21 protein-coding genes are annotated in these 21,964 nt (G+C 64.7%); 10 read left to right on the top strand and 11 right to left on the bottom strand.

Going from position 1 to position 21,964, the window contains the following annotated elements:
* The first annotated feature begins 32 nt into the window (after positions 1-32).
* The 5 genes from ACO076_RS13420 (at position 33) to ACO076_RS13400 (ending at position 5,279) form a co-directional block, all read left to right on the top strand.
* Positions 33-1,334: an extracellular solute-binding protein gene (locus ACO076_RS13420; RefSeq protein WP_421723339.1), complete on the top strand. Its 1,302-nt coding sequence runs from the start codon at positions 33-35 to the stop codon at positions 1,332-1,334.
* Positions 1,335-1,432: 98 nt separating this feature from the next.
* Positions 1,433-2,314 carry an ABC transporter permease subunit gene (locus ACO076_RS13415; RefSeq protein ID WP_421723338.1) on the top strand — a complete coding sequence of 294 codons (882 nt, stop codon included), beginning with the start codon at positions 1,433-1,435 and terminating at the stop codon, positions 2,312-2,314.
* A 47-nt stretch (positions 2,315-2,361) separates the two neighbouring features.
* Positions 2,362-3,204, top strand: a complete 843-nt coding sequence (gene ugpE / locus ACO076_RS13410) for a sn-glycerol-3-phosphate ABC transporter permease UgpE (protein WP_421723337.1) — start codon at positions 2,362-2,364, stop codon at positions 3,202-3,204.
* A gap of 12 nt (positions 3,205-3,216) precedes the next feature.
* The gene (locus tag ACO076_RS13405; RefSeq protein ID WP_421723336.1) at positions 3,217-4,275 is read left to right on the top strand and encodes a sn-glycerol-3-phosphate import ATP-binding protein UgpC; all 1,059 of its coding nucleotides are present in this window, start codon (positions 3,217-3,219) and stop codon (positions 4,273-4,275) included.
* A complete protein-coding gene (locus ACO076_RS13400; protein ID WP_421723335.1) occupies positions 4,272-5,279 on the top strand; it encodes an endonuclease/exonuclease/phosphatase family protein in 1,008 nt (335 codons plus the stop codon). Before ACO076_RS13405 ends, ACO076_RS13400 begins: the two co-directional genes overlap by 4 nt.
* A 9-nt stretch (positions 5,280-5,288) precedes the next feature.
* On the opposite strand, the gene ACO076_RS13395 is transcribed toward ACO076_RS13400, so the two are convergent.
* Together ACO076_RS13395 and ACO076_RS13390 are read right to left on the bottom strand one after the other, a co-directional pair.
* On the bottom strand, positions 5,289-6,359 hold the full coding sequence (locus ACO076_RS13395) for an alcohol dehydrogenase catalytic domain-containing protein (protein ID WP_421723334.1): 1,071 nt from the start codon (positions 6,357-6,359) through the stop codon (positions 5,289-5,291).
* An 83-nt stretch (positions 6,360-6,442) separates the two neighbouring features.
* A complete protein-coding gene (locus ACO076_RS13390; protein WP_421723333.1) occupies positions 6,443-7,357 on the bottom strand; it encodes a hydrogen peroxide-inducible genes activator in 915 nt (304 codons plus the stop codon).
* Positions 7,358-7,519: 162 nt separating this feature from the next.
* On the opposite strand from ACO076_RS13390, the gene katG reads away from it, so the two are divergent.
* The 3 genes from katG to ACO076_RS13375 all read left to right on the top strand — a co-directional run bounded on the left by katG (position 7,520) and on the right by ACO076_RS13375 (position 11,164).
* Positions 7,520-9,703, top strand: coding sequence for a catalase/peroxidase HPI (katG, locus tag ACO076_RS13385; RefSeq protein WP_421723332.1), 2,184 nt, complete (start codon positions 7,520-7,522; stop codon positions 9,701-9,703).
* A gap of 493 nt (positions 9,704-10,196) precedes the next feature.
* Entirely contained in the window at positions 10,197-10,550 is a 354-nt protein-coding gene (locus tag ACO076_RS13380; protein WP_421723331.1) for a VOC family protein, read from the top strand.
* Positions 10,551-10,621: 71 nt separating this feature from the next.
* The gene (locus ACO076_RS13375) at positions 10,622-11,164 is read left to right on the top strand and encodes a GNAT family N-acetyltransferase (protein WP_421723330.1); all 543 of its coding nucleotides are present in this window, start codon (positions 10,622-10,624) and stop codon (positions 11,162-11,164) included.
* A 101-nt stretch (positions 11,165-11,265) separates the two neighbouring features.
* Here the strand turns inward: ACO076_RS13375 and ACO076_RS13370 are convergent, their stop codons facing one another.
* The 3 genes from ACO076_RS13370 to treF form a co-directional block, all read right to left on the bottom strand.
* The gene (locus ACO076_RS13370; RefSeq protein WP_421723329.1) at positions 11,266-11,694 is read right to left on the bottom strand and encodes a hypothetical protein; all 429 of its coding nucleotides are present in this window, start codon (positions 11,692-11,694) and stop codon (positions 11,266-11,268) included.
* Between the two features lie 142 nt (positions 11,695-11,836).
* Entirely contained in the window at positions 11,837-12,295 is a 459-nt protein-coding gene (locus ACO076_RS13365; RefSeq protein WP_421723328.1) for a hypothetical protein, read from the bottom strand.
* 299 nt (positions 12,296-12,594) lie between these two features.
* Positions 12,595-14,292, bottom strand: a complete 1,698-nt coding sequence (gene treF / locus ACO076_RS13360) for an alpha,alpha-trehalase TreF (RefSeq protein WP_421723327.1) — start codon at positions 14,290-14,292, stop codon at positions 12,595-12,597.
* A gap of 162 nt (positions 14,293-14,454) precedes the next feature.
* Here treF and ACO076_RS13355 point away from each other — a divergent pair, with 162 nt between their 5' ends.
* Positions 14,455-14,970 (top strand): DinB family protein, encoded by a 516-nt coding sequence (locus tag ACO076_RS13355; RefSeq protein ID WP_421723326.1) that lies wholly within the window; start codon positions 14,455-14,457, stop codon positions 14,968-14,970.
* Here the strand turns inward: ACO076_RS13355 and ACO076_RS13350 are convergent, their stop codons facing one another.
* The 4 genes from ACO076_RS13350 to rsgA form a co-directional block, all read right to left on the bottom strand.
* The gene (locus tag ACO076_RS13350; RefSeq protein WP_421723325.1) at positions 14,971-16,092 is read right to left on the bottom strand and encodes a calcium:proton antiporter; all 1,122 of its coding nucleotides are present in this window, start codon (positions 16,090-16,092) and stop codon (positions 14,971-14,973) included.
* A gap of 81 nt (positions 16,093-16,173) precedes the next feature.
* Positions 16,174-16,635 (bottom strand): cupin domain-containing protein, encoded by a 462-nt coding sequence (locus ACO076_RS13345; protein WP_421723324.1) that lies wholly within the window; start codon positions 16,633-16,635, stop codon positions 16,174-16,176.
* A gap of 7 nt (positions 16,636-16,642) precedes the next feature.
* Positions 16,643-17,164, bottom strand: coding sequence for a hypothetical protein (locus ACO076_RS13340; RefSeq protein ID WP_421723323.1), 522 nt, complete (start codon positions 17,162-17,164; stop codon positions 16,643-16,645).
* 358 nt (positions 17,165-17,522) lie between these two features.
* Positions 17,523-18,572, bottom strand: a complete 1,050-nt coding sequence (rsgA, locus tag ACO076_RS13335; protein WP_421723322.1) for a ribosome small subunit-dependent GTPase A — start codon at positions 18,570-18,572, stop codon at positions 17,523-17,525.
* Positions 18,573-18,889: 317 nt separating this feature from the next.
* Between rsgA and ACO076_RS13330 the strand changes: the two genes are divergently transcribed.
* A complete protein-coding gene (locus ACO076_RS13330; RefSeq protein ID WP_421723321.1) occupies positions 18,890-20,779 on the top strand; it encodes an ATP-binding cassette domain-containing protein in 1,890 nt (629 codons plus the stop codon).
* Between the two features lie 37 nt (positions 20,780-20,816).
* Here ACO076_RS13330 and ACO076_RS13325 read toward each other — a convergent pair whose 3' ends face one another.
* Complete coding sequence (locus ACO076_RS13325) at positions 20,817-21,515, bottom strand: class I SAM-dependent methyltransferase (RefSeq protein ID WP_421723320.1); 699 nt, start codon at positions 21,513-21,515, stop codon at positions 20,817-20,819.
* On the bottom strand, positions 21,512-21,961 hold the full coding sequence (locus tag ACO076_RS13320; protein WP_421723319.1) for a DNA polymerase III subunit chi: 450 nt from the start codon (positions 21,959-21,961) through the stop codon (positions 21,512-21,514). The genes ACO076_RS13325 and ACO076_RS13320 overlap by 4 nt, the downstream gene beginning before the upstream one ends.
* Positions 21,962-21,964 lie beyond the last annotated feature (3 nt).

The following is a 21,964-nucleotide window of genomic DNA, read 5'->3' as shown; positions in this document are numbered from 1 at the left end:
TCCACAAACCGTCAGGGGACAAGGAACCTGGGATGACGAAGAAGATTTTGACCGGCGGGCTGATGCTCGCACTCTCCAGCACAACGGCCCTCGCCGCCACTGACATCAGCTGGTGGCATGCCATGGGCGGCCAACTCGGTGAAGTCGTTAACGATATCGGCACGCGGTTCAACGCGGCGCAGGATACCTGTCAGATCACCCCGGTGTACAAGGGCAACTACGAAGAGACCCTGACCGCCGGCATCGCCGCCTTCCGCGCCGGCGAACAACCCAACATCATCCAGGTGTTCGACGCCGGCGCCGCGACCATCATCGCCGCACCGGGCGCCACGATCGCGGCGGAGGATCTGCTCGAACAGGATGGAACCGGATTCAGCGCCGACGACTACATCGAAGGCGTGCGCTACTTCTACGCCGACGCCGACGGCAAGTTCATCGGCATGCCGTTCAACTCATCGACGCCAATCCTCTATTACAACACCGAGGCGTTCGACAAAGCCGACGTCCAGCCACCGACCACCTGGGAAGAGTTCGAGACGATCGCGCCGGCATTGAAAGACGCCGGCTACATCCCGCTGGTGCAGTCGCATCTGCCGTGGGAGTTCACCGAGAACTTCTTCTCGCGCCATGATCTGCCGTTCGCCACCAACGCCAACGGCTATGACAGCATCGAAGGCACCAAGCTGCTGATCAATTCGCCAGAGATCAAGATGCACTTCTCCAAGGTGAAGGAGTGGCTTGACGAAGGCTATTTCGGCTTTTTCGGCGCTGGTTGGGGCGAGAACCAGAAGCCGTTCGAGGAAGGCAAGGTCGCGCTGTGGATCGGCTCGTCGGGCTCCTTCGGCGGCCTGCAGAAATCGGCGTCCATGCCGTTCTCGGCGACCTTCCTCCCCTATTGGGAATCGATCGTCGACGAGGGTGTGCACACCTTCATCGGTGGCGCGGCGCTGTTCGCCATGTCGGGCAAGCCGGATGACCAGAACAAGTGCTCGGCCGACTTCTTCGCCTTCCTGACCTCGCCGGAGATTCAGTATCTCTGGCACAAGGACACCGGCTACGTGCCGATCACCAAGGCTGCCTATCAGCTCGCGACCGAGGATGGCTACTACGAGGAGAAGCCGGCGGCCGAGATCGGCATCCTCCAGCTGTCGCAGGCCAGCGGCGAGTGGAACAAGGGCTACCGGATGGGCTTCTACGTCCAGATCCGTGACGTCATGAACCGCGAATACGGCAAGTTCCTCTCCGGTGAGCAGGACGTCGACACGACGTTCGCGAACATCGAGACCGAGGGCAATCAGTTGCTCGAGCGTTTCGCCAAGACGACCGCGCAATAAGGCGTGAGCCGACATCCATGGCCGGAAGGCGCGATTTCCGCGCCTTCCGGTGACTTCGATAGACGATCGCCGACCGGCACGCCGGGCCGGGCCGCGACATGAAGCGCGTACAGTTTTCCTCGCGATGGTTGCCGTACGCCCTGCTCGTACCGCAGCTGTCCATTGTCTTCATCTTCTTCTATTGGCCGGCGGCCGAGGCCATCCAGTCGTCGTTTTATCTCGAAGACCCGTTCGGCTTCGGTGCGACCTTCGTCGGCTTCGATAATTTCACGACGGCGCTGTCGAGCCCGACCTATCAACGGACCGCCGCCTTCACGGCTGTCTTCACCGTGCTGGTCGCGTTCTTCGCCCTGTCGATTGCGCTCCTGCTGGCCGTCAAAGCCGACAAGGTCATCCGTGGAGCGACGACCTACAAGACACTGATCATCTGGGTCTATGCCGTCGCCCCGCCAGTCACCGGCCTGATCGGCGCGCTTCTGTTTGACATCAACATCGGTCCGATAACCGAACTGATCGCCTCGCTCGGCGGCGAGATGCGGGTCGGCGTCGACTACAACGACACCGCGATCGCGATGATCATTGCCGCCTCGTGGAATCAGATACCGGTCAACTTCATCTACTTCCTCTCCGGGCTGCAGAGCATTCCGAAATCAATCACCGAAGCTGCGGCCCTCGACTGCCGCTCCGGTTTCAAGCGCTTCTGGACGATGACCGCGCCGCTGCTCGCGCCGACCGCCTTCTTCATGTTGATCATCAACATGACCTACGCGCTGTTCGACACCTTCGGCATCATCGACGTGATGACCAAGAACGAACCGGCCAACAACCCGGTGACGCTGGTCTACCGGGTCTATCTCGAAGGCTTCCGCGGCAACGACATTGGCGGCTCGTCGGCGCAATCGGTGATCCTGATGATACTGGTGTTTGTCCTCACCATCCTGCAATTCCGCTTCATCGAGCGGCGCATTCATTACAACTGAGGCGGCGATGATCGATTCCAACACCGACGGCCACGGGAGGCGCTGACATGAGACGGGTCACCCTCAGCGATCACCTCATTCTCATTGCCGGCTCGCTGTTGATGATGTCGCCGGTGGTCATCGCCTTCCTGACGTCGACTCACGATCCGCTCGAGATTCACAAAGACGGATTGCAGTTCAACTGGGGCGGCCACTTCCTCGACACCTACGAGGCGGTGCTGTTCGAATCGAGCGGGTTCACGCAGCAGGTCGATGGCAGCCTGATGATGATGAACTCGATGATCCTCGGGCTCGGATTCGCGGTCGGCAAGATCATCATCTCCATGCTGGCCGCCTATGCCATCGTGTATTTTCGATTTCCGATGGCCACGATCGCCTTCTGGATGATCTTCACGACGCTGCTGCTGCCGCTCGAGGTGCGTATCATCCCGTCTTACGAGGTGGTGCAGCAGCTCGGCATGCTGAACAGCTATCAGGGGCTGATCATCCCTCTGATCGCCTCGGCAACCGGCACCTTCTTCTTCCGCCAGTTCTATAAATCGGTGCCCGACGAACTGCTCGAGGCGGCGCGGATCGATGGCGCCGGTCCGATGAAGTTCTTCATCGATATTCTCGTCCCCATCTCCCGGCCGATGATGGCGGCGATCTTCATCATCATGTTCGTGTATGGCTGGAACCAGTATCTGTGGCCGACGCTGATGACCACCGACGAGAGCTATTTCACGTTGGTGCGCGGCATCAAGCAAATCCTCCAAGTGTGGGTCGGCGCTCAGATTCCCGCCTATAATGAGGCAATGGCATTGGCGATCCTGGCGATCCTGCCACCGGTTCTGGTCGTGGTCATCTTCCAGCGCTGGTTCATCCGCGGGCTTACCGAGAGCGACAAATAGGAGACGTCGAACATGGCCCGAATCCTGATCGACAATGTCTCGAAGGTGTATGCCGGCAATACCACCGCGATCCATGACACCTCGATCGATGTCGCCGACGGTGAGTTCATCGTGCTCGTCGGCCCGTCGGGATGTGGCAAGTCCACCCTGCTGCGGATGATCGCCGGCCTCGAGACCGTCACCGATGGCGAGATTCGGATCGGCGACCGGCTGGTCAACGACGTCGACCCGGCCGACCGCGACATCGCCATGGTCTTCCAGAACTACGCGCTCTATCCGCATATGAGCGTTCACCAGAACCTCGCCTACGGTCTGAAGAACAGACGATTTCCGCGCGACGAAATCGAGAGCCGGGTGAAGGAAGCCGCCCGCATCCTCGAACTCGCCCCATTGCTCGACCGCAAGCCGCGGCAGTTGTCGGGCGGACAGCGTCAGCGCGTCGCGATGGGCCGCGCCATCGTCCGCGAGCCCGCTGCCTTCTTATTCGACGAGCCGCTATCCAACCTCGACGCCAAGCTGCGGGTGCAGATGCGCGGCGAGATCAAGCAGCTTCAGCGTCGGCTGAAGACGACGTCGATCTACGTCACCCACGATCAGCTCGAAGCCATGACGCTCGCCGACCGGCTCGTCGTCCTGAACCTCGGTCGCATCGAACAGATCGGCACGCCGCTTGAGGTGTACCGCCGGCCATCGTCGACCTTCGTCGCCGGCTTCATCGGTTCGCCGGCCATGAACCTGCTCGACGCCCGGCGCAACGGCCAGGGTCTGATGATCGGCGACACGCCGCTACCGTACCATCCTCCCGACGACGCACCGGCGGATGTCGTTGTCGGCGTCCGCGCCGAGGATCTCCGTCCGGTCGCTGATGGGCAGACCGCGCCCTTCCCGCTGGCGGTCTCCTATGTGGAGGAGCTGGGCGCCCACCGCCTGGTTCACGGCCATGTCGACGGTCAGACGCTGACCACCCTGCTCGGCATCGATCACGAGGTGCCCGATGTACTGCCGCTGTCGGCGAACGACGCCGCGATCCACCTGTTCGACAAGGCGACACGGCTGAGGATCACCTCTTGAAACAGGCCCTCACGCCGGCTCAGCCGGCGCCGCTGCCGGCCCCGTCCGTCTCCGAGCGAGAGGCGCTCCGCGAGCGGCCGCGGACCGAAGCCGTGCACGGAGCGTTGATGGCCGAACTCGCCTGCATGTGCGGCGTCGAGGCACCGCCCGCGTCGGCTGGACGGCCGCTTGCGTTCCCGCTCCGCATCGCCGCCTGGAACATCGAGCGCGGCTATTTTCCTGAGGAGACCGCGGACCTGATCGCCAGGACCGAAGTCGACGTAGCGCTCCTGTCCGAGGTCGACAATGGCATGGCCCGCACCAACCAGCGCCACGTCACGGCCGAGATCGCCGACAGGTTGGGCATGGGCTACGCCTACGGGGTCGAGTTCCTGGAACTCGATCTCGGCTCCGAGCGCGAGCGCCATCTCTGCACCGACGACTTCAACGCGAAGGGCTTTCACGGCAACGCCGTGCTGGCCGCGACCCACCTCTACGCGCCGGCGCTGCTCCGCTTCGATGACGACCGGCTGTGGTTCGCGGAGAACGCCGGCCAACCCCGGATCGGCGGTCGCTGCGCCATCATCGCGACTGTCCGCGTGGGCGGCCAGGCGGTTGCCGTGGCGTCCGTCCATCTCGAAAGCCGCGGTGACAGCAAAGGCCGCGCCCGCCAGATGGCGGCACTCGTCGGGGCCCTCGATGTCTATGCAGGCGGCCTGCCAACCCTCATCGGCGGTGATCTCAACACCGGCCTGTCGAGCGGCGACTTCGAGGAGGAGGAGTTGTTCGACGTCGCGTCGGACGCCGGCTACGCCCGGCACGGCGGGCCGATCGATCAGATGACCACCCGCGCCAGCCGAACGAACCCGGACGAAGAGCGCGCCCAGAAGCTCGACTGGTTTCTGACCCGCGGGCTCGACATTTCCGGAAGTCGCATCGTGCCGGCTCTTGCGCCGGACGGCACGCCCCTCTCCGACCACGAGATGATCGTCATTGACATCGCCGGCCTGACCGGCGGCGCATGATCGTCGCGCCTATGGCTGCAGCGTAACCTTGATCGACTCGGTCCCGGCGCCGACCAGATCGATGCCGCGCTGGAACTCCGCGAGCGGCAACGTGTGGGTGACGATCCTGTCCATCGGCAGGCGCCCTTCCTCCAGCATGCGGATGGCGACCGGGTAGCAGTGCGGGCTGAGATGGGCGCCGCGCACGTCAAGTTCCTTGGTGTCACCGATGATGGTCCAGTCGACGGTCACTGGCTCGCGCATCACGCTGAACTCGACGAATGTCCCAAGCTTGCGGATCATCCTGAGGCCATCGGCGACGGCCGAAGGATGGCCCGTCGCCTCGAAATAGATATCGCAGCCATATCCGTCGGTTAGCTTGAGAATTTCATCGACGGTATCAACTTTGGTCGGGTTGAAGGTCAGGTCGGCACCGCTGAGTTTAGCCGTCTCCAGGCGGTCGTCGTTAAGGTCGAGCGCGATCAGGAGTTTCGGATTCTTCATCCGCGCCGCCGCGATCATACCGAGGCCGAGCGGCCCGGCGCCGGCGATGACCACCACGTCCTGAAACTCGATGGTGCCGCGCTGGACCGCATGGATCGAACAGGCCAGCGGCTCGATGAAGGCCGCATGTTCGACCGGGATCGTCTTCGGCACCTTGTAATTCAGCGCGCCGGCCGGAAACAGCATGTACTCGGCCATTGCCCCGAACGTCTTCTGCCGGAAGCCGTAGATGTCGTGGGTCTGGCACATCCAGTACTCACCGTGGCGGCAGAACCGGCAGTCCCAGCAGGGTACGATCTGCTCCGACACGGCGCGATCGCCCACCGACAGGCCATACTTGTGGCCGGCCCCCTCGCCGAGCGCGACCACCTCGCCGACGAACTCGTGCCCCGGCGTGACCGGCGGCTGGCAGTAGCCAACCCGATGCTCGTCGCCCCAGAATAGCGGCGCCCCCTGATAGCATTTGAGATCGCTGGCGCAGATGCCGACCGCCTCGACCTTGATCAGGACCTCCCCCGGCCCTGGCTCGGGCACCTCGGCCTCCTCGAGACGGTAGTCCTCGGGTCCATGGCACATCACTGCCTGCATGGTCGCCATCGGCGTTCCTCCCCAACGTTGGTTCTCGTTTACCGGTCACTCTATGAGCCGGCTACCGGCGCAGCAAGGAACGTGGCGCTGCGTCAAGTCGCGCCACCGACGCTGGCGCCGCCTGCCGCCTCCGCGACCCGTTCGGCGAGGGCGCGGTAATCGTCGGCGCGGGGCGAGCGCCGTCGCCAGGCGACGCCGATGGTCCGGCTTGGTTCCGGCCGGGCGAAGCGATTCAGTCGCAACCGCGGATCGGCGACGATGCCGGCCGCGACCGCCATCTCCGGCAGGAGCGTGACCCCGTGTCCGGCGGCGACGAGCTGCAGCAGGGTCGAGAAGCTGGTCGCCCCGAAGCTGCGGAGCCGAGCCGGATCGATGGCGTGGCAGACCGACAACGCCTGATCGCGAAAGCAATGACCGTCTTCGAGCAGCAGCAGTTCGTCGGCTTCGATCAGATCGGCGAGCGCCGGCGTTCGTGCGGCGTGGGGCGTGCCCTCGCTCGCCGCAAGCAGAAACCGGTCCTCGAATGCTTCGGCCTCCTCCAGGTCGTCCCGCTCGAGCGGCAGGCTGGCGATCACCACGTCGAGACGCCCCGAAGCGAGTTCCTCCACCAGCGCCTCCGTCACCGTCTCGCGGATGGTCAGCTCCAGATCGGGATGTTCGGACTCGATCAGCTTCAGCAGCGGCGGCAGCAGAAACGGCGCGACCGATGGGATGATGCCGAGGCGGATCGGTCCGCTGAGCAAGCCGCCCCGGATGTCCGCGAGGCTTTCCAGATCGCGGACCTCCGACAGAATACTGGCCGTGCGGCGGGCGACCTCCTCGCCCAGCGGCGTCAGCCGCGCGCCACCCGGCTCTCGCTCCACCAGCCGGCCATCGAGCGCCCGTTCCAGTTCCCGCACCTGCATCGACAGGGCCGGCTGCGACACGCCAGCCCGGTCCGCGGCACGGCCGAAATGGCCGGTCGCCGCCAGCAGATCGAAATAGCGAAGTTGCTTCAACGAGATCATCGTGATCAGTTTCTCTTATCACGAGAGCCAATCGATATGATTGGATTTTATAGAGCTGAATTGGCATTATTCCAATTGTGGCTTGGCCCTTGATTTCGCCGTGGGGCCACGAGCTACGGCGACCCCAGCGATTTTTCTCGGAACGGGAAGAGAGAGACCGATATGCAGAATCAGAGCGCGGGCCAATGCCCGGTTATCCACACCGCGGCCGAGAACGACGCGAACCCGGACTGGTGGCCGAACCAGCTTAACCTGAGAATTCTCCATCAGAACTCTTCGCTGTCCGATCCCATGGACGCCGGCTTCGATTATGCCGCGGCGTTCAAGACGCTCGATCTCGATGCCGTCAAGGAAGACCTGTACGCCCTGATGACCGACAGCCAGGACTGGTGGCCGGCTGACTTCGGCCACTACGGCCCACTGTTCATCCGCATGGCCTGGCACAGCGCCGGCACGTATCGCGTCTGGGACGGCCGCGGCGGCGGCGGATCGGGCCAGCAGCGCTTCGCGCCGCTCAATTCGTGGCCGGACAATGCCAACCTCGACAAGGCCCGCCGCCTGCTTTGGCCGATCAAGCAGAAATACGGCAACAAGATCTCGTGGGCCGATCTGCTGATCCTGGCGGGCAACTGTGCGCTGGAGTCGATGGGCTTCAAGACCTTCGGTTTTGCCGGCGGGCGCCCGGATGTCTGGGAGCCAGAGGAGGACGTCTACTGGGGTCCGGAGAAAACCTGGCTCGGCGACGAACGCTACACCGGCGACCGCGATCTGGAGAACCCGCTCGGCGCCGTTCAGATGGGCCTCATCTACGTGAATCCGGAAGGGCCGAATGGCAATCCCGATCCGGCCAAGGCGGCCATCGACATCCGCGAGACCTTCGCTCGCATGGCAATGAACGACGAGGAGACCGTCGCTCTGATCGCCGGCGGTCACACCTTCGGCAAGACCCACGGCGCCGGTGACGCCTCGCTGGTCGGACCGGAGCCGGAGGCCGCGCCGATCGAGGAGATGGGACTCGGCTGGAAGGGCGGCTTTGGTTCCGGCAAGGGCGACGACGCCGTCACCAGCGGCCTCGAAGTCATCTGGACAACATCGCCGACGAAGTGGAGCAACAGCTTCTTCCAGCATCTGTTCGAATACGAATGGGAGCTGACCAAGAGTCCCGCGGGCGCGCACCAGTGGACGCCCAAGGGCGGGGCCGGCGTCGACACCGTGCCGGATCCGTTCGACTCCGCCAAGCGCCGCACGCCGTCGATGCTGACCACCGACCTCGCGCTCCGGGTCGATCCGGACTACGAAAGTATCTCCCGGCGCTTCTACGAGAATCCGGACGAATTCGCCGACGCCTTCGCCCGCGCCTGGTTCAAGCTGACCCACCGCGACATGGGCCCCAAGGCCCGCTACCTCGGCCCCGAGGTGCCGGCGGAGGACCTGCTTTGGCAGGACCCGATCCCGCCGGTTGACCATGAGCTCGTCGACGACACTGACATCGCCGATCTCAAGGCCAGGATTCTCGCCTCCGGCTTGTCGGTTTCGGAGCTGGTGTCGACGGCCTGGGCCTCGGCCTCCACCTTCCGCGGCTCGGACAAGCGCGGCGGTGCTAATGGCGCGCGCATCCGGCTGGCGCCACAGAAGGACTGGGCGGTCAATCAGCCGGACCAGTTGGCCAAGGTCCTTGGCGTGCTGGAGGGTATCCAGCAGGCGTTCAACGGCGCCCAGACCGGCGATAAGAAAGTTTCACTTGCCGACCTGATTGTCCTCGGCGGCTGCGCGGCAATCGAACAGGCGGCGAAAAACGCTGGCCAGGACGTGACCGTGCCGTTCACGCCGGGTCGGATGGATACTTCCGCCGAGCAGACCGACATCGAGTCGGTCGCGGTGCTGGAGCCGGTCGCCGACGGATTCCGCAACTACCATAGCGACCAATACGATGCGCCGGCGGAAGCGCTGCTGGTCGACAAGGCCCAGCTCCTGACCCTCACCGCGCCGGAGATGACGGCGCTGATCGGCGGCATGCGCGTGCTCGGCACCAATGTCGGCGATTCACAGCACGGCGTGTTCACCGCCAATCCCGGCACGTTGTCGAACGACTTCTTCGCCAACCTGCTCGACATGGGCACGGAGTGGAAGCCGACCGACGACGACACCGTGTTCGAAGGACACGACCGGGCGACCGGCGACCTGAAGTGGACCGGCACCCGCGTCGACCTGGTGTTCGGCTCGAACTCGCAGCTCCGCGCCCTCGCCGAGGTCTACGCCCAGGACGACGCGAAGGAGAAGTTCGTCATCGACTTCGTCGCGGCATGGACCAAGGTGATGAACGCTGATCGGTTCGACATCGCCTGAGTACGGCCTCCGCCGCCCGCGCAACGCTGCGGCTCTCCCCCGCAAGGGGGGAGGGAAGCCGGTGTCGTTGTAACCGCAACATCCCGGCGTTCCGGGAGAGTCTGTGGCGTCTACCCCGACTTGACCTAGCCCAACCCCCTCATGCTGAGGTGGCCGCGGAGCGGCCCTCGAAGCACGCAAGACCGCGCCGCCGATCCGTCGCAGTGCAGTGGCGCGCGTCTTTCGAGGCTCGGGCTCACGCCCTCGCACCTCAAGATGAGGCCGGCGGTGCTCCACCCTGATGTCAAAACGATACCAAGTCCAACCCCCTCATGCTGAGGTGGCCGCGGAGCGGCCCTCGAAGCACGCTTCACCTGCCGACGCGCCCTCCTCTCCCCCTCGCCGCAAGGGGGGAGGGAAACCGGTATCGTTGTGATCGCGGCACACCCACGCCTTGTCCCGCACCGCGAAACAGCGCTACCGTTTCCCCAACGCCCGGAAGGAGTGCCACGCGATGCGTCTTTATGGTGTCCGCATCTTCGTCGACGACTTCGCCAAGGCGCGGTCGTTCTATCGCGACACGCTCGGCCTGAAGGAAAACTGGGCGATGGAAGACGCCAACGCCGCCGGCTACGACGTCGGCTCCGCCGAACTGATCGTCGAGCAGGAGGATCCGAGCGGCCGGGAAGGCAGCCTCGTCGGTCGCTTCGTCGGCGTCTCCCTGCAGGTTGACGATATCGACGCGACCTATCGCTGGCTCAGCGACAAGGGCGTCTCGCTCCAGGGGCCGCCGGAGAAGCAGTTCTGGGGCGGCTCCCTCGCCCATTTCGAGGACCCGGCCGGCAACGTCCTGACGCTGGTCGGTTAACCGTCACGCCCGGGCGAAAATCGAAGCCAGGCAGGTGGATTCCCGCCGCAAAACCCTGAAGCGTTTGTCGGATGCCTGAGACGAAAAGCTATAGCTTCCGCCAGGTGACGATGCGCGATGTGCCACTGCTAATGGATTGGCGGTCACGCCCTCACATTCGCCGGTGGTGGGATGCCGGCGAACCCTACGACCAGGATGAAATCGACGATCCCCGCGTGGCGAGATGGATCGTTGCGCTGGACGGAAGACCGTTCGCGTTCATGCAGGACTATGCGGTGCACGGTTGGGAGGAGCACCATTTTGCCCACTTGCCTGAGGGGTCGCGCGGCATCGATCAGTACATTGGTGAACCCGAAATGATCGGACGCGGACACGGTTCGGCGTTCATCGCAAACAGGATGAAGGACATGTTTGATGCCGGCGCTCCGGTGATCGCCACCGATCCTCATCCCGACAATGCGCGGGCGATCGCCGTTTATGAAAAGCTCGGGTTTCGAGCGGTCGGATCGCCTCGGGAGACCGCGTGGGGACTGATCCTGCCCATGCACGCCAACCGAAAAAACCGCTCCATCGGTACGGCAGCCGCGTCCCGGTCGACCGGCACAGGCGATTGAGCGCCGGTGACCTCCGGCGCGCCTGGTCTTCGCAATCCGACTGAAAGCGATATTTCGGGGTGTCGCCCGGTGGCCGATGTCGGAAGCGTCGTCTGGTAAGGCTACTGCTTCACCAGCTCCATGCATTTCACCCCGAGGGCATGGCCGTCGTCGTGTTTGGCAGACTTCATGGCGCAGACCTCAAGAACGCCGTTGCCCATGATCCGACCGACCCAAAAATCATCGTCATCAACGAAGAATATCTCTTCGTTATCAAATGCGATCATGCCGAGCAGCGTTTCCTCGCTCTGGTCGCTCACGCGTTTGGCCGTGAGGCGGTTCCCCGATTGGCTCGTGATCTCGAAGCTGGCGGCGGCGGTATCAGATTCCCGGATCGCTCCGGCATCACCGTCGGCGCGATGAGAGGATGGGCCGGCGGCGATGCCTTCGAACTTGGCGATTTCGTAGGTGCCCACGAGGTTCGGAACATCTTGCGCGAGCGCAGCGCCGCCCGTCGTGGCCATTACGGCAGCAAGGAATAGTGCACGCATCGGAGACTCCTTATTTTGTGATTTTGCCGAAGACGAGGAAGCAACCAAGCTATTGAAGAAGAGTGGGGGTTTTGTGACGCCCCCCGAACAACCGGCGCGGCAGTCGGCTGTGCGCCCCATTCGCTGTTTACAAGTCCACGGCCTAATCCTCGCAATCCACCTGAAAGCGATATTTCGGGGTATCGCCCGGCTCGATGGTGAGGATTCCCTCGGCGCCGCCATAGGCGCCGAACCCATCGGTGATCACCAGCGTCGCCCCTGTCGCACGCTGGCTGACGTCGGACGCATCGTTCCAGCCGTAAAAGGCCGCCGCGACCAGCCAGCCATCGGCCAGCGCAATCGTGTAAGTCCCCTGCACCGTGTCGCCGCCACCCTCCGGATCGACATCCACGACGGTGGCAACGAAATACGTCTTGCCCTGGTAGGTGCCCGCGTCATCGTGAAGTGCCCGCCAGCCGGCACGAACGTCGCCGATGCTGACCCCCGGCGCTCCGTTGTCAACGAATTCCACCGCCTTCTCGCCGCCGGTGAGCACGACCCGGCCGCACACGATCCCGTCGGCGTCATCCGCCTGGCTCGGGCCGGCGAAAGCCGTCACCATCAACACCGCTCCCGCAATACTCAAACACCGACCTGTCATGATTGTCTCCCGCTCCGCCAAACACCGCCTAGTGGAGCGAATTTGACATTTGAGTCTCGTTTGCGGCCAGGCTCTTGCTCAAATGTCAAATTCAAAAGCTCCACTAGGATCAAATATTTGCTAGTGGTTCTATGACTCCGACATTTGCCTGACCGTGTACCGCAGGAGGGTAGCAAATGTTGGAGTCGAACCACTAGCCAACGGTCATAGGGCTAAGCGTGACCAACGCTACCATCGAGAACGCGCAGCGTCGCGCTCGCCTAAGGCAACGCCGCCTCGCACGCCTTCAGGCGAGCCGCGTCGGACTGGCTCACGTCGGTCGGCTTGATGTCGCCGTAGCTTGAAAGATTGGGGTAAAGGTTGAGCAGGCCGATGGTAACACCGTTGGTCCAACCGAAGCCGTCCTGCAGCTTGTATTCGCCGCCGCCGCCCGGTGACACGGTTTCCACATTGTATTTTTCGACCAACCTGCCGCTGGCACAGTAGGTCCGCGCGACTGTCTCCAGCCACCGCTGAGCGATCGTCCGCGCCAAGTCGTCCTCGCCATAGTCACGCAGACCGTTGACCGCCAGCCACTGCAGCGGCGCCCAGCCGTCCGGCTTATCCCACTGCTGGTGTGTCGCAACCGTAGTGGTCACCAGCCCGCCGGGCGCCAGCAGCTTCCCTTCCACGAGGCGGGCCGTCGCCGCGGCCTGGTCGTCGGTTGCCACCCCAAAGAACAACGGATAGATCATCGCCGCCGTAACCGCGGAGCGGTGCTCGCGGTTGACATGGTCATAGTCGGCGAATGCGCCGAGATCGGCGTTCCACAGATAAGCGTTCATCGCCGCCTGCCGCTGCTTGGCGCGATCCGCGTATTCGGTCGCGCACGTCGCGTCGCCGGCGGCCTGGCAGCCGGCGGCAATCGCCAGCTCCTGACCGTAGAGCAGGCTGTTCAGGTCGGCCGGCAGGATGTTGGTTGTCTCGATGCTGTCGAGATCGGCTGCGGCGAACCAGCGTGAGGAGAAGTCCCACCCGCTTTCCGCTGTCGCGCGCAAATCGCGGTAGACCGTATCCGCCGGACGCGTCGTCTGCGAGGCCGTCTTGACGTCCACTTCGTAGGATTCGTCACGCGGGACGTCGCGGCTGTCCCAGTAGCGATTGAGAATAGCCCCATCGGGGAGCCGCACCACGTTTTGCACTGCCTCGCCTGGCTTCAGCCCGTCGGCGCCGTCCATCCAGAACGCGTGTTCCTTACGGAGCTCATCGAGATAGGCCTGGAAGGCCGCGCCACGATCGTCCGGCGACAACAGGCCGACCATCATGAAGAAGAACGGCGGCTGCGACCGGCTAAGATAATAGGTTCGATTGGCGTTGGGAATGAAACCGAAGCGGTCGATCAAGTAGGCGAAGTTATCGATCATGTTGGATCGGATTTTGGCCTGATCCGGCCCGAACCCGAGCATGGTGAAGTAGCTGTCCCAGTAGTACACCTCCCGAAATCGTCCACCGGGCACGATGTAGGGGTTCGGCAGGGGAATGAGGGAACTTCCCTTCGCCCCGGCACCGCTTTTCCGGGTCAGCAACGGCCACAGCGCTTCGATATGACCGCGCATGCCAAGACCCTGGGGGAGATCACCTTCGGGGTCATCGTCGTCCGGCAGCGTGAAGTTCGCCTGGACAAATGCATGAAGGGCGTCCTTGCCAACCGGCTTGTCTCGCTCATACGCGCTCAGGATGTCCGCCACCGGTTTGTTCGGTACCGCGTCGGCCCAGTCCTTGGCGACGACTACGTCGGCAAGCGCCACCGCGCGAAAAAGCCCGGGAAAGAGCTCCGAGGGCGGCTTCGGCCATTCGGCAGGCGGTAGTGCTGTCGTGTCCGGATTGGACGGTCGGAGAACAGCCGCATCCGCCAGGGCCAGGCTCGGCGCCAACACAAAGAGGGCGAGAAGAAGCTGTCTCAGCGGGAAACGTGTCATCGAACTCTCCATGCTCCTGCTCGGTAGCACCGTGTTAGCTTGGTAAGGCTCATCGTTGCACCGCCCGCGCGACCAGCTAACGACACCCCGACGCGCAACGAACCCGTGAAAACCAGGAAACCAGCGATCTGCCGAGCAGCTGATGGAACGAGGCCACCCTACATGAAGTCACACTACGCCATGTTCGCCCGATACAACCAGTGGGCCAACCGCAGGCTCTACGATGCGGCGGCCACGCTGCCCGATGCCGACTATCGGGCGGACCGCGGCGCCTTCTTCGGCTCGCTGCACGGCACCCTAAACCACCTGCTGGTCGGCGATTATGTCTGGATGAGCCGGTTCACCGGTGAGGGTCCCGTGCCGACGGAGCTCGACGCGATCCTGCACGAGCGGTTCGCTGACCTGCGTGCGGCCCGTGAAGTGGAGGACGAGCGGATCATCGCGTATGTCGATGGCCTGTCCGAAGCGGACATTGCCGCCACCCTCAGCTACCGCACCGTCGTCCGGCCCCAGGACATCAGCCAGCCCCTGTCACCGGCCCTGGCGCACTTCTTCAATCACCAGACCCACCACCGCGGTCAAGCCCACGGCCTGGTGACCGGGATCGCCGGCCCTGACGCCACGCCGCCGCTCGATCTCATCTTCTTCCAGCGCGAGACGGGGGTCGGGCTGTCCTGATCACGGATCGAAGATCAGCACGATGTAGACGAAGAACAGGACCAGATGGACGGCGCCCTGAAGCACGCTGGTGCGGGCGCCGCCGAAGGTCATCAGGCTGAGGATCAGGGTCACGGTGAGCAGCACCATGTCGGTGTTGTCGAGCCCGAGGATCACATGGGTGTCGGTGACCAGACCGATAACGATCACGGCGGGAACCGTCAGGCTGATGGTCGCCAGCGCCGAGCCGAGGCAGATGTTGACGGCGCGTTGGAGCGAATTGGCGTTCGCCGCCCTGAAGGCGGCCAGTCCTTCCGGCGCAAGCACCAGCAGAGCAATCAGGACACCACCGAGCGCCACCGGCGCCGCGAGCGCGACGATACCCGCGTCGATCAGGGTCGCGAGTTTCTTGGACAGGAGCACGATCGGGACCAGCGTCAGCACCAGGAAGACGGCGTGGAAGGCTGCCCCGCGTCCGCTCGGCGTATGATGGTGCACCGCCTCCGCGGGAACCACCGCAGCGCCGACCGAGGGTGCCGGGTCGACGAAGTAGCCCCGGTGGCGAACGGTCTGGATCGCCAGGAACGTGCCGTAAAGCGCCACTGTGGCGATGCTGAACAGGATCGACTGCATCGTGTCGAGGCTCGGATCGGCCGTCGAGGTGGTGAACCGCGGCAGGATCAGGGTGATCGTCGCCAGGGTCACCAGAACGGCGAGGAACGCTCGCGCCCCCTGAAGGTTGTATTCCTGCTCGCCGTAGCGGGCCCCGCCGATCAGCAGGCTCAGTCCGACCATGCCGTTCAGCACGATCATCAGCACCGCGAGCATGGTGTCGCGCGCGAGCTCCGGCGACGCCTGCCCCGTCAGCATCACCGCCGAAATCACCGCGACCTCGATGCTGATCACCGAGATCGTCAGGATCAGCGTGCCGTACGGTTCGCCGAGAATCTCCGCCAGTTCGTCGGCGTGGCCGACCGCCGCGAAGGCCGACCAGATCATCGCGCCGAAGATCCAGATGAACAGGCCGGTGAAGATCAGCGGGTCGGACAGATCATAGAACCAGCCCTCGCCGACCGTATACATGACGAGCGTCGTTGCGGCGGCGACGATGAAGGCAGCTTCGCTGCGGATGAGAGCGAGCATGGCGAGAGCCCAAACTGATGCGGCCTCGGCTAGCGCGACGGGGCCAACGACCCGGCTTTTACGCGGTTTATGGGATTGGCGCTATCCGCTTGGGTCGCGGTGGATGGGATCGACCCACAGGACTTCCTCGGGCTTCTCCACCGGCTCGATGTCGAGATTGACGACGACCGCTTCGTTGTCGCTGCGCACCAGCACGCATTCGAGCGGTTCGTCGGTCGAGGCGTTGATCTCCTGATGCGGCACGTAGGGCGGCACGAAGATGAAGTCGCCCGGACCGGCTTCAGCCACATATTCCAGATGCTCGCCCCAGCGCATCCGCGCCTGGCCCTTGATCACGTAGATCACGCTTTCCAGTTCACCGTGATGATGGGCGCCGGTCTTGGCGTTCGGCCGGATCACCACCGTGCCCGCCCAGATCTTCTGGGCGCCGGCGCGAGCGAAATTGATCGCGGCGGCCCGCTCCATCCCCGGCGTCTGCGCCGTGTTGGGGTCGAGGCTGTCCCCCGGGATCACCTTGACGCCATCGTGCTTCCAGTCGGTCATCACTCGCCTATTGGGTTGTCGCCACGCAGACTTCGTCCTGAAGGAACGCCACCATCTTGCGGTGCCGGTCAAGGTCGACGGTACCGAACAGATCCGGGTCGCGCGCCACCATACAGCTGGGATTGTGTTGCCCGGTCTGGCAGAACCCGGTGCCCTCTATCTGTGACTTGTACCCGGTCTCACTGATCCTCACGTCGCGGATTTCCCGGAGCGACACCCGACCGAACAGCCGGCTGCCGCCGGGGACCAGGTTCGCCGGTCCCTGGAGGGTGATCTCGTAGCGACAGTCCTCGGTCGCCGTAATGATGAAGCGGATGTTGGAGCGATGGCCGCCGATGATCGCGACCCCGTCGAAGGTCGCCGGCGAGGCCGCCGTTTCGGTCCACTCTATCGTCGTTCCGCTACGCTCGAGCGTCGCGCCGTCGGCGAGCCCGAGAAACGCGTAGGCGACCGCTTCCTCGGGCGTTTCGGCAAACGCCGGGGCGGCGACAACCAGGGCCAGTCCGGCGGTGGCGAGCAGTGCGCGCATGTGTCATGTCCCTTGTCGGGATCGCGTCCGTTCGAGGGCGTTGCACCCGAGTTGGGCCAACTAACCGCACGGGGCGGGCCGATGTCAAAGGGCGGCGGTGAAACGGCATTCGACCTTTCCGGGAGAGAGCCGGTTCGATTTCCGAAGACCCACCGGAAGAGGTTTGAGCTTCTGGGTCCCCGCCTTCGCGGGAACGAGCGGTGGTGGACAGGCCGACACCAAACGCGGCAGATGTTCTCGGTGCTTCGTCCTGGGCCCCAGCCCCCCGCCTGCCTCTGCCCGCTCGCCGTCGTCCCCATTTACGCTCATTCCCGCGGAGGCGGGAATCCAAAACCATGACTCACCGGACGCCCCGTCCTCACCGCTTCCGGCTGTCGCGCATGATCGCCTTGACCATCCGGCCGAAGCCCTTCTCGCGCGCCCGCCGCTCGGCGATCGACGCTGAATTGTGGGCTTCCTCCGCCTGGAGCTTGCGGTAGCGCCTGAACCGTTCCGGCGCGAGCGTGCCGTCAGCGAGCGCGGCCTGTACCGCGCATCCGGGCTCCGTGTCGTGGGCGCAGTCCCCAAACCGGCATTGGGCCGCCAGCGCGACGATATCGTCGAACAGCGCCTCGACGCCGGCTTCGGAGTCTACCAGCTGCAGTTCGCGCATGCCGGGGGTGTCGATCAGCCATCCGCCGTCGGCGAGACGGTGCAGCGACCGACCGGTGGTCGTATGCCGGCCGTGATCGTCGTCGGCCCGCACCGGCTGCGTCGCCTGTTCCGTGTTTCCGGCGAGCGTGTTGACCAGAGTCGACTTGCCGACGCCGGACGAGCCGACCAGTGCCACCGTCTGGCCCGGCCCGCACCATGATTGCAACGGCGCGACCCCGGCGTCGCTGCGGGCGTCGACGCACTCGACCAGAAGTCCGGACATCAGCCGTTCGGCGGCGACCCGGTACGGCGTCGGATCATCGACCAGATCGACCTTGGTCAGCACGATCACCGGCATGACGCCGGCGTCACGTGCGAGTATCAGGTACCGCTCCAGCCGGCGGGGGTTGAAGTCCTGATTGCAGGACGAGACGATCAGCAGCGTATCGACATTAGCGGCGATGAGCTGGATGCGGCGGCCGGTGCCGGCAGCGCGGCGCTTGAACAGAGTCTTGCGCTCCAGCAGACGCAGCGGCCGATGGTCGGCCTTGGCGACGAGCAGCCAGTCGCCGACCGTCGGCCAGGACTCCTCATCTTGCGCATCCGTCGGCGGGAAGCCGACCCGTTCGGAAAAGCCTGGGCCGCTCACGTCCAAACCGTTGCGATGAACGGCGACCACGCGGGCGGGTTCGCTTGCCTCCATGTCCTCGAGGGAAAGCTGCGATTGAAAAGCATTCGACCAGCCGAAGCCGGTCAGGTCCTGGGGTGATGTCATTGATCTCGACCACTTCGCCGCGGCGCTGAAGGCCGCGCATGTGTCATCAGGGCCCGCCCCGTCAGCGACGCGACGAACGGCACAAATGCGCTGGTCGAAATCGGAATCGCCGCAGCCGAAGCTCCGGCTAGGGAAGAGTCACGCGCCGGTCAGGCGCTCGCCACGGCTCCGGTTTCACCAGCCGGGTGGCACACAATCTCGGACATGAAACCTCGCTGCATTGCCGTATCGGAACAGACCCGATGTAACCGGCGCGGACACGGATTTCAATGGAAGGCCTTGCCCTCGCAACCGCGAGGCGGCACATAGCCACCGCCATGTTGCACATCAACGACATCACCTACCGTATCGGCCACCGGCTTCTGATCGATCGCGCCACCGTCGCCCTGGCCGACGGGGCAAAGACCGGGCTGGTCGGCCAGAACGGAACCGGCAAGACCACGCTCTTCCGGCTGATCACCGGCGAGATCACGCCGGAGACGGGGGCGATTGTCGTACCGAAGCGCGCGCGCATCGGCCAGGTCGCCCAGGAAGCGCCGGCCGGCGAGGACAGCCTCCTCGATGTCGTGCTCGCCGCCGATGTCGAGCGCACCCGCCTGCTCGACGAGGCCGAGACGGCTACCGATCCTCATCGCATCGCCGAGATTCAAGTGCGGCTTGCGGACATCGAAGCCTATTCGGCCGAAGCCCGCGCTGCCACCATCCTCGCCGGTCTCGGTTTCAGCGAGGCGGCGCAGGCCGGCCCGTGCTCGGCGTTGTCGGGCGGCTGGCGCATGCGTGTCGCGCTGGCCGCGGTTCTGTTCGCCGAGCCGGACCTCCTGCTCCTCGACGAGCCGACCAACTATCTCGATCTCGAAGGTGCCATGTGGCTGGAGAGCTACCTCGCCCGTTATCCGCGCAGCGTGCTCCTCATCAGCCACGATCGCGACCTGCTCAATCGCGCCGTCGACGGCATCGTTCATCTCGACGCCGGCAAGCTCACCTACTATCGCGGCGGCTACGACCAGTTCGACCGGCAGCGGCGCGAGCGGCAGGCACTCCAGCTCAAGATGCGCAAGAAGCAGGAGGATCAGCGCCGGCACATGGAAGCCTTTGTCGAGCGCTTCCGCTACAAGGCCTCCAAGGCTCGCCAGGCCCAATCGCGGCTCAAGGCGCTGGCTCGCCTCGAGCCGATCGTCGCGCTGGCGGACTCGACCCTGTTGCCGTTTTCGTTCCCCGAACCCGCCAAACGGCTGTCGCCGCCGATCATCGCCATGGAAGACGTGTCGGTCGAATACGAGCCGGACACACCGGTGCTCAGCGACCTCGATCTCCGTATCGACGATGACGATCGCATCGCCCTGCTCGGCGCCAACGGCAACGGCAAGTCGACCTTCGCCAAGCTGATCGCCGGGCGGCTGGAGCCGCAGGACGGCCGGATGAAACGATCCCATCGGCTCGAGGTCGCCTACTTCGCCCAGCATCAGCTCGACGAACTCAACCCCAAGCTCAGCGCCTACGATCACGTCCGGGAGCTGATGGAGGATGCGACCGAGGCGCAGGTCCGCGCCCGTGTCGGCGCCATGGGCTTCGTCACCGCCAAGATGAATACGCCCGCCGGGGATCTCTCAGGCGGCGAGAAGGCGCGGCTGCTGTTGGGCATCGCCACCTTCTCCGGTGCGCATCTGCTGATCCTCGACGAGCCGACCAACCACCTCGACATCGAAAGCCGGGAGGCCCTGGTACGGGCGCTGGCCGACTACTCCGGCGCGGTCATCCTCATCACCCATGACCAGCACTTGATCGAAGCCAGCGCCGATCGCCTCTGGCTGGTCGCCGACGGCGGGGTTGCGCCATTCGATGGCGATATGACCGACTATCGCCGGCTGGTCGTCGAGGGTCCGCGACGCCGTAAGGCGCCGGCGAAGGCCGACAATCCCAAAACCGCGGCGCAGAACCGGCGTCGCGCCGACGCCGAGAAGCGCGAGCAGATCGCCCCGCTCCGCAAGCAGATCAAGGAAGCCGAATCCCGGATCGGCGAGCTACACAAGCGGATCGAGCAGCTCGACACCCGCCTCGGCGACAGTGCCCTCTACGCAGCCGATCCGGCCAGGGCGACCGATCATGCCCGCGCCCGTTCGGACGCGATGAAATCACTGGCCGAAGTCGAGGAGCAATGGCTCGTGCTCACAGCCCGCTACGAGGCCGCCGCCGCAGACGGCGGATGACACCGTTCATTCGGCTTCATTGGCGAAAATCGTCGCTCTACGCCGGCTTCCGATAGGTCAGCCGCATGTGCGGGACCCGGCGACCGTGATGGCGCACGACGTCATAGGCGGTCTCGTCCTCGCGCTGGAGGCCGAGGTCGTCAAAGCGGGCAATCTCGGATGACGCCAGCGGCCAGGGCGGGCCGTCCGGCCACACGTCCTCGTCGCGGGTGATGGTGATCGCCAGGAGCCGCCCGCCAGGCGCCACCAGATCGGCGATCGTCGCAAAAGCCTGCTCGCGCGGCGCTCCCTCCAGTGCCTGGATCGTGAAGCACTCGAACACCAGATCGAACCCGCCGCGCCAGGCCTCCGGCAACTGAAACAAGTCGGCGGTCACGTACTCGACCGGACTGTCGGGGAAACGCTGCTTGGCCCACCCGATCGCCGTCTCGGACAAGTCGAAGCCGGTGGTCGCGTATCCTGCTGCAGCGAGCGCCTCGGCGTTGTCGCCAAGGCCGCATCCGACATCCAGTGCGGAGCGGCCGTCGCCGGGATTTTGCGCCAGCCATTCCGGCAGCCCTTCCTTCGGGCCGAGGTCGGCCCACGGCACCTGCGCCGGATCGCCGTCCGCGCCGCCATAGACCGCGTCGAACCAGGAAAGGTCGTCGGCGTTCCGGCCGAGATCACCGACGCGGTTCAGGATCGCCTCGCGCCGGCGGGTGAATTCCGGGGCCCGTCGACGATCCCCATCGCTCATCCCTTCTGCTCCCAGCGACCGCGCTCCGACTGTTGCCAGTAGGTGGTTTCGTGGCCGCCCGCCTTGACATCCTTCCAGGCGGCCCGCGCCTGATCGACCGCGTCGTTGTCATTACCGTCGAACAAAACCACGACGCGCTCATAGCCGGCCGGGTTCGGGAGCGGTGCACCGTCGGCGACGAAACGGACGGTCGCGCCGTTTGGATTGTCGTCGCCGGTGGTCAGCCACACCGGCTGCTCGTCGGCGTGGCCGTCCTTGGTCGTCCCGTGGGGCAGAAAGCCGTCATCGCGATAGGTCCACAGGTGCGCGTCCATGGCCTCGCAGCGATCCTCGGATCCGAACTGAACCACGGTCCGCCAGCCCCGCTCGAGACACTTCTCGAGCAGCCCCGGCAGCACCCGCTCCAGCGGATGGCGATCGAGGTGGTAGAACAGAACCTCGGGCATGGC

Source organism: Bauldia sp., from assembly GCF_965232525.1.
Lineage (GTDB): Bacteria > Pseudomonadota > Alphaproteobacteria > Rhizobiales > Kaistiaceae > Bauldia.
This window is presented reverse-complemented; position numbering and strand designations above follow the sequence as displayed.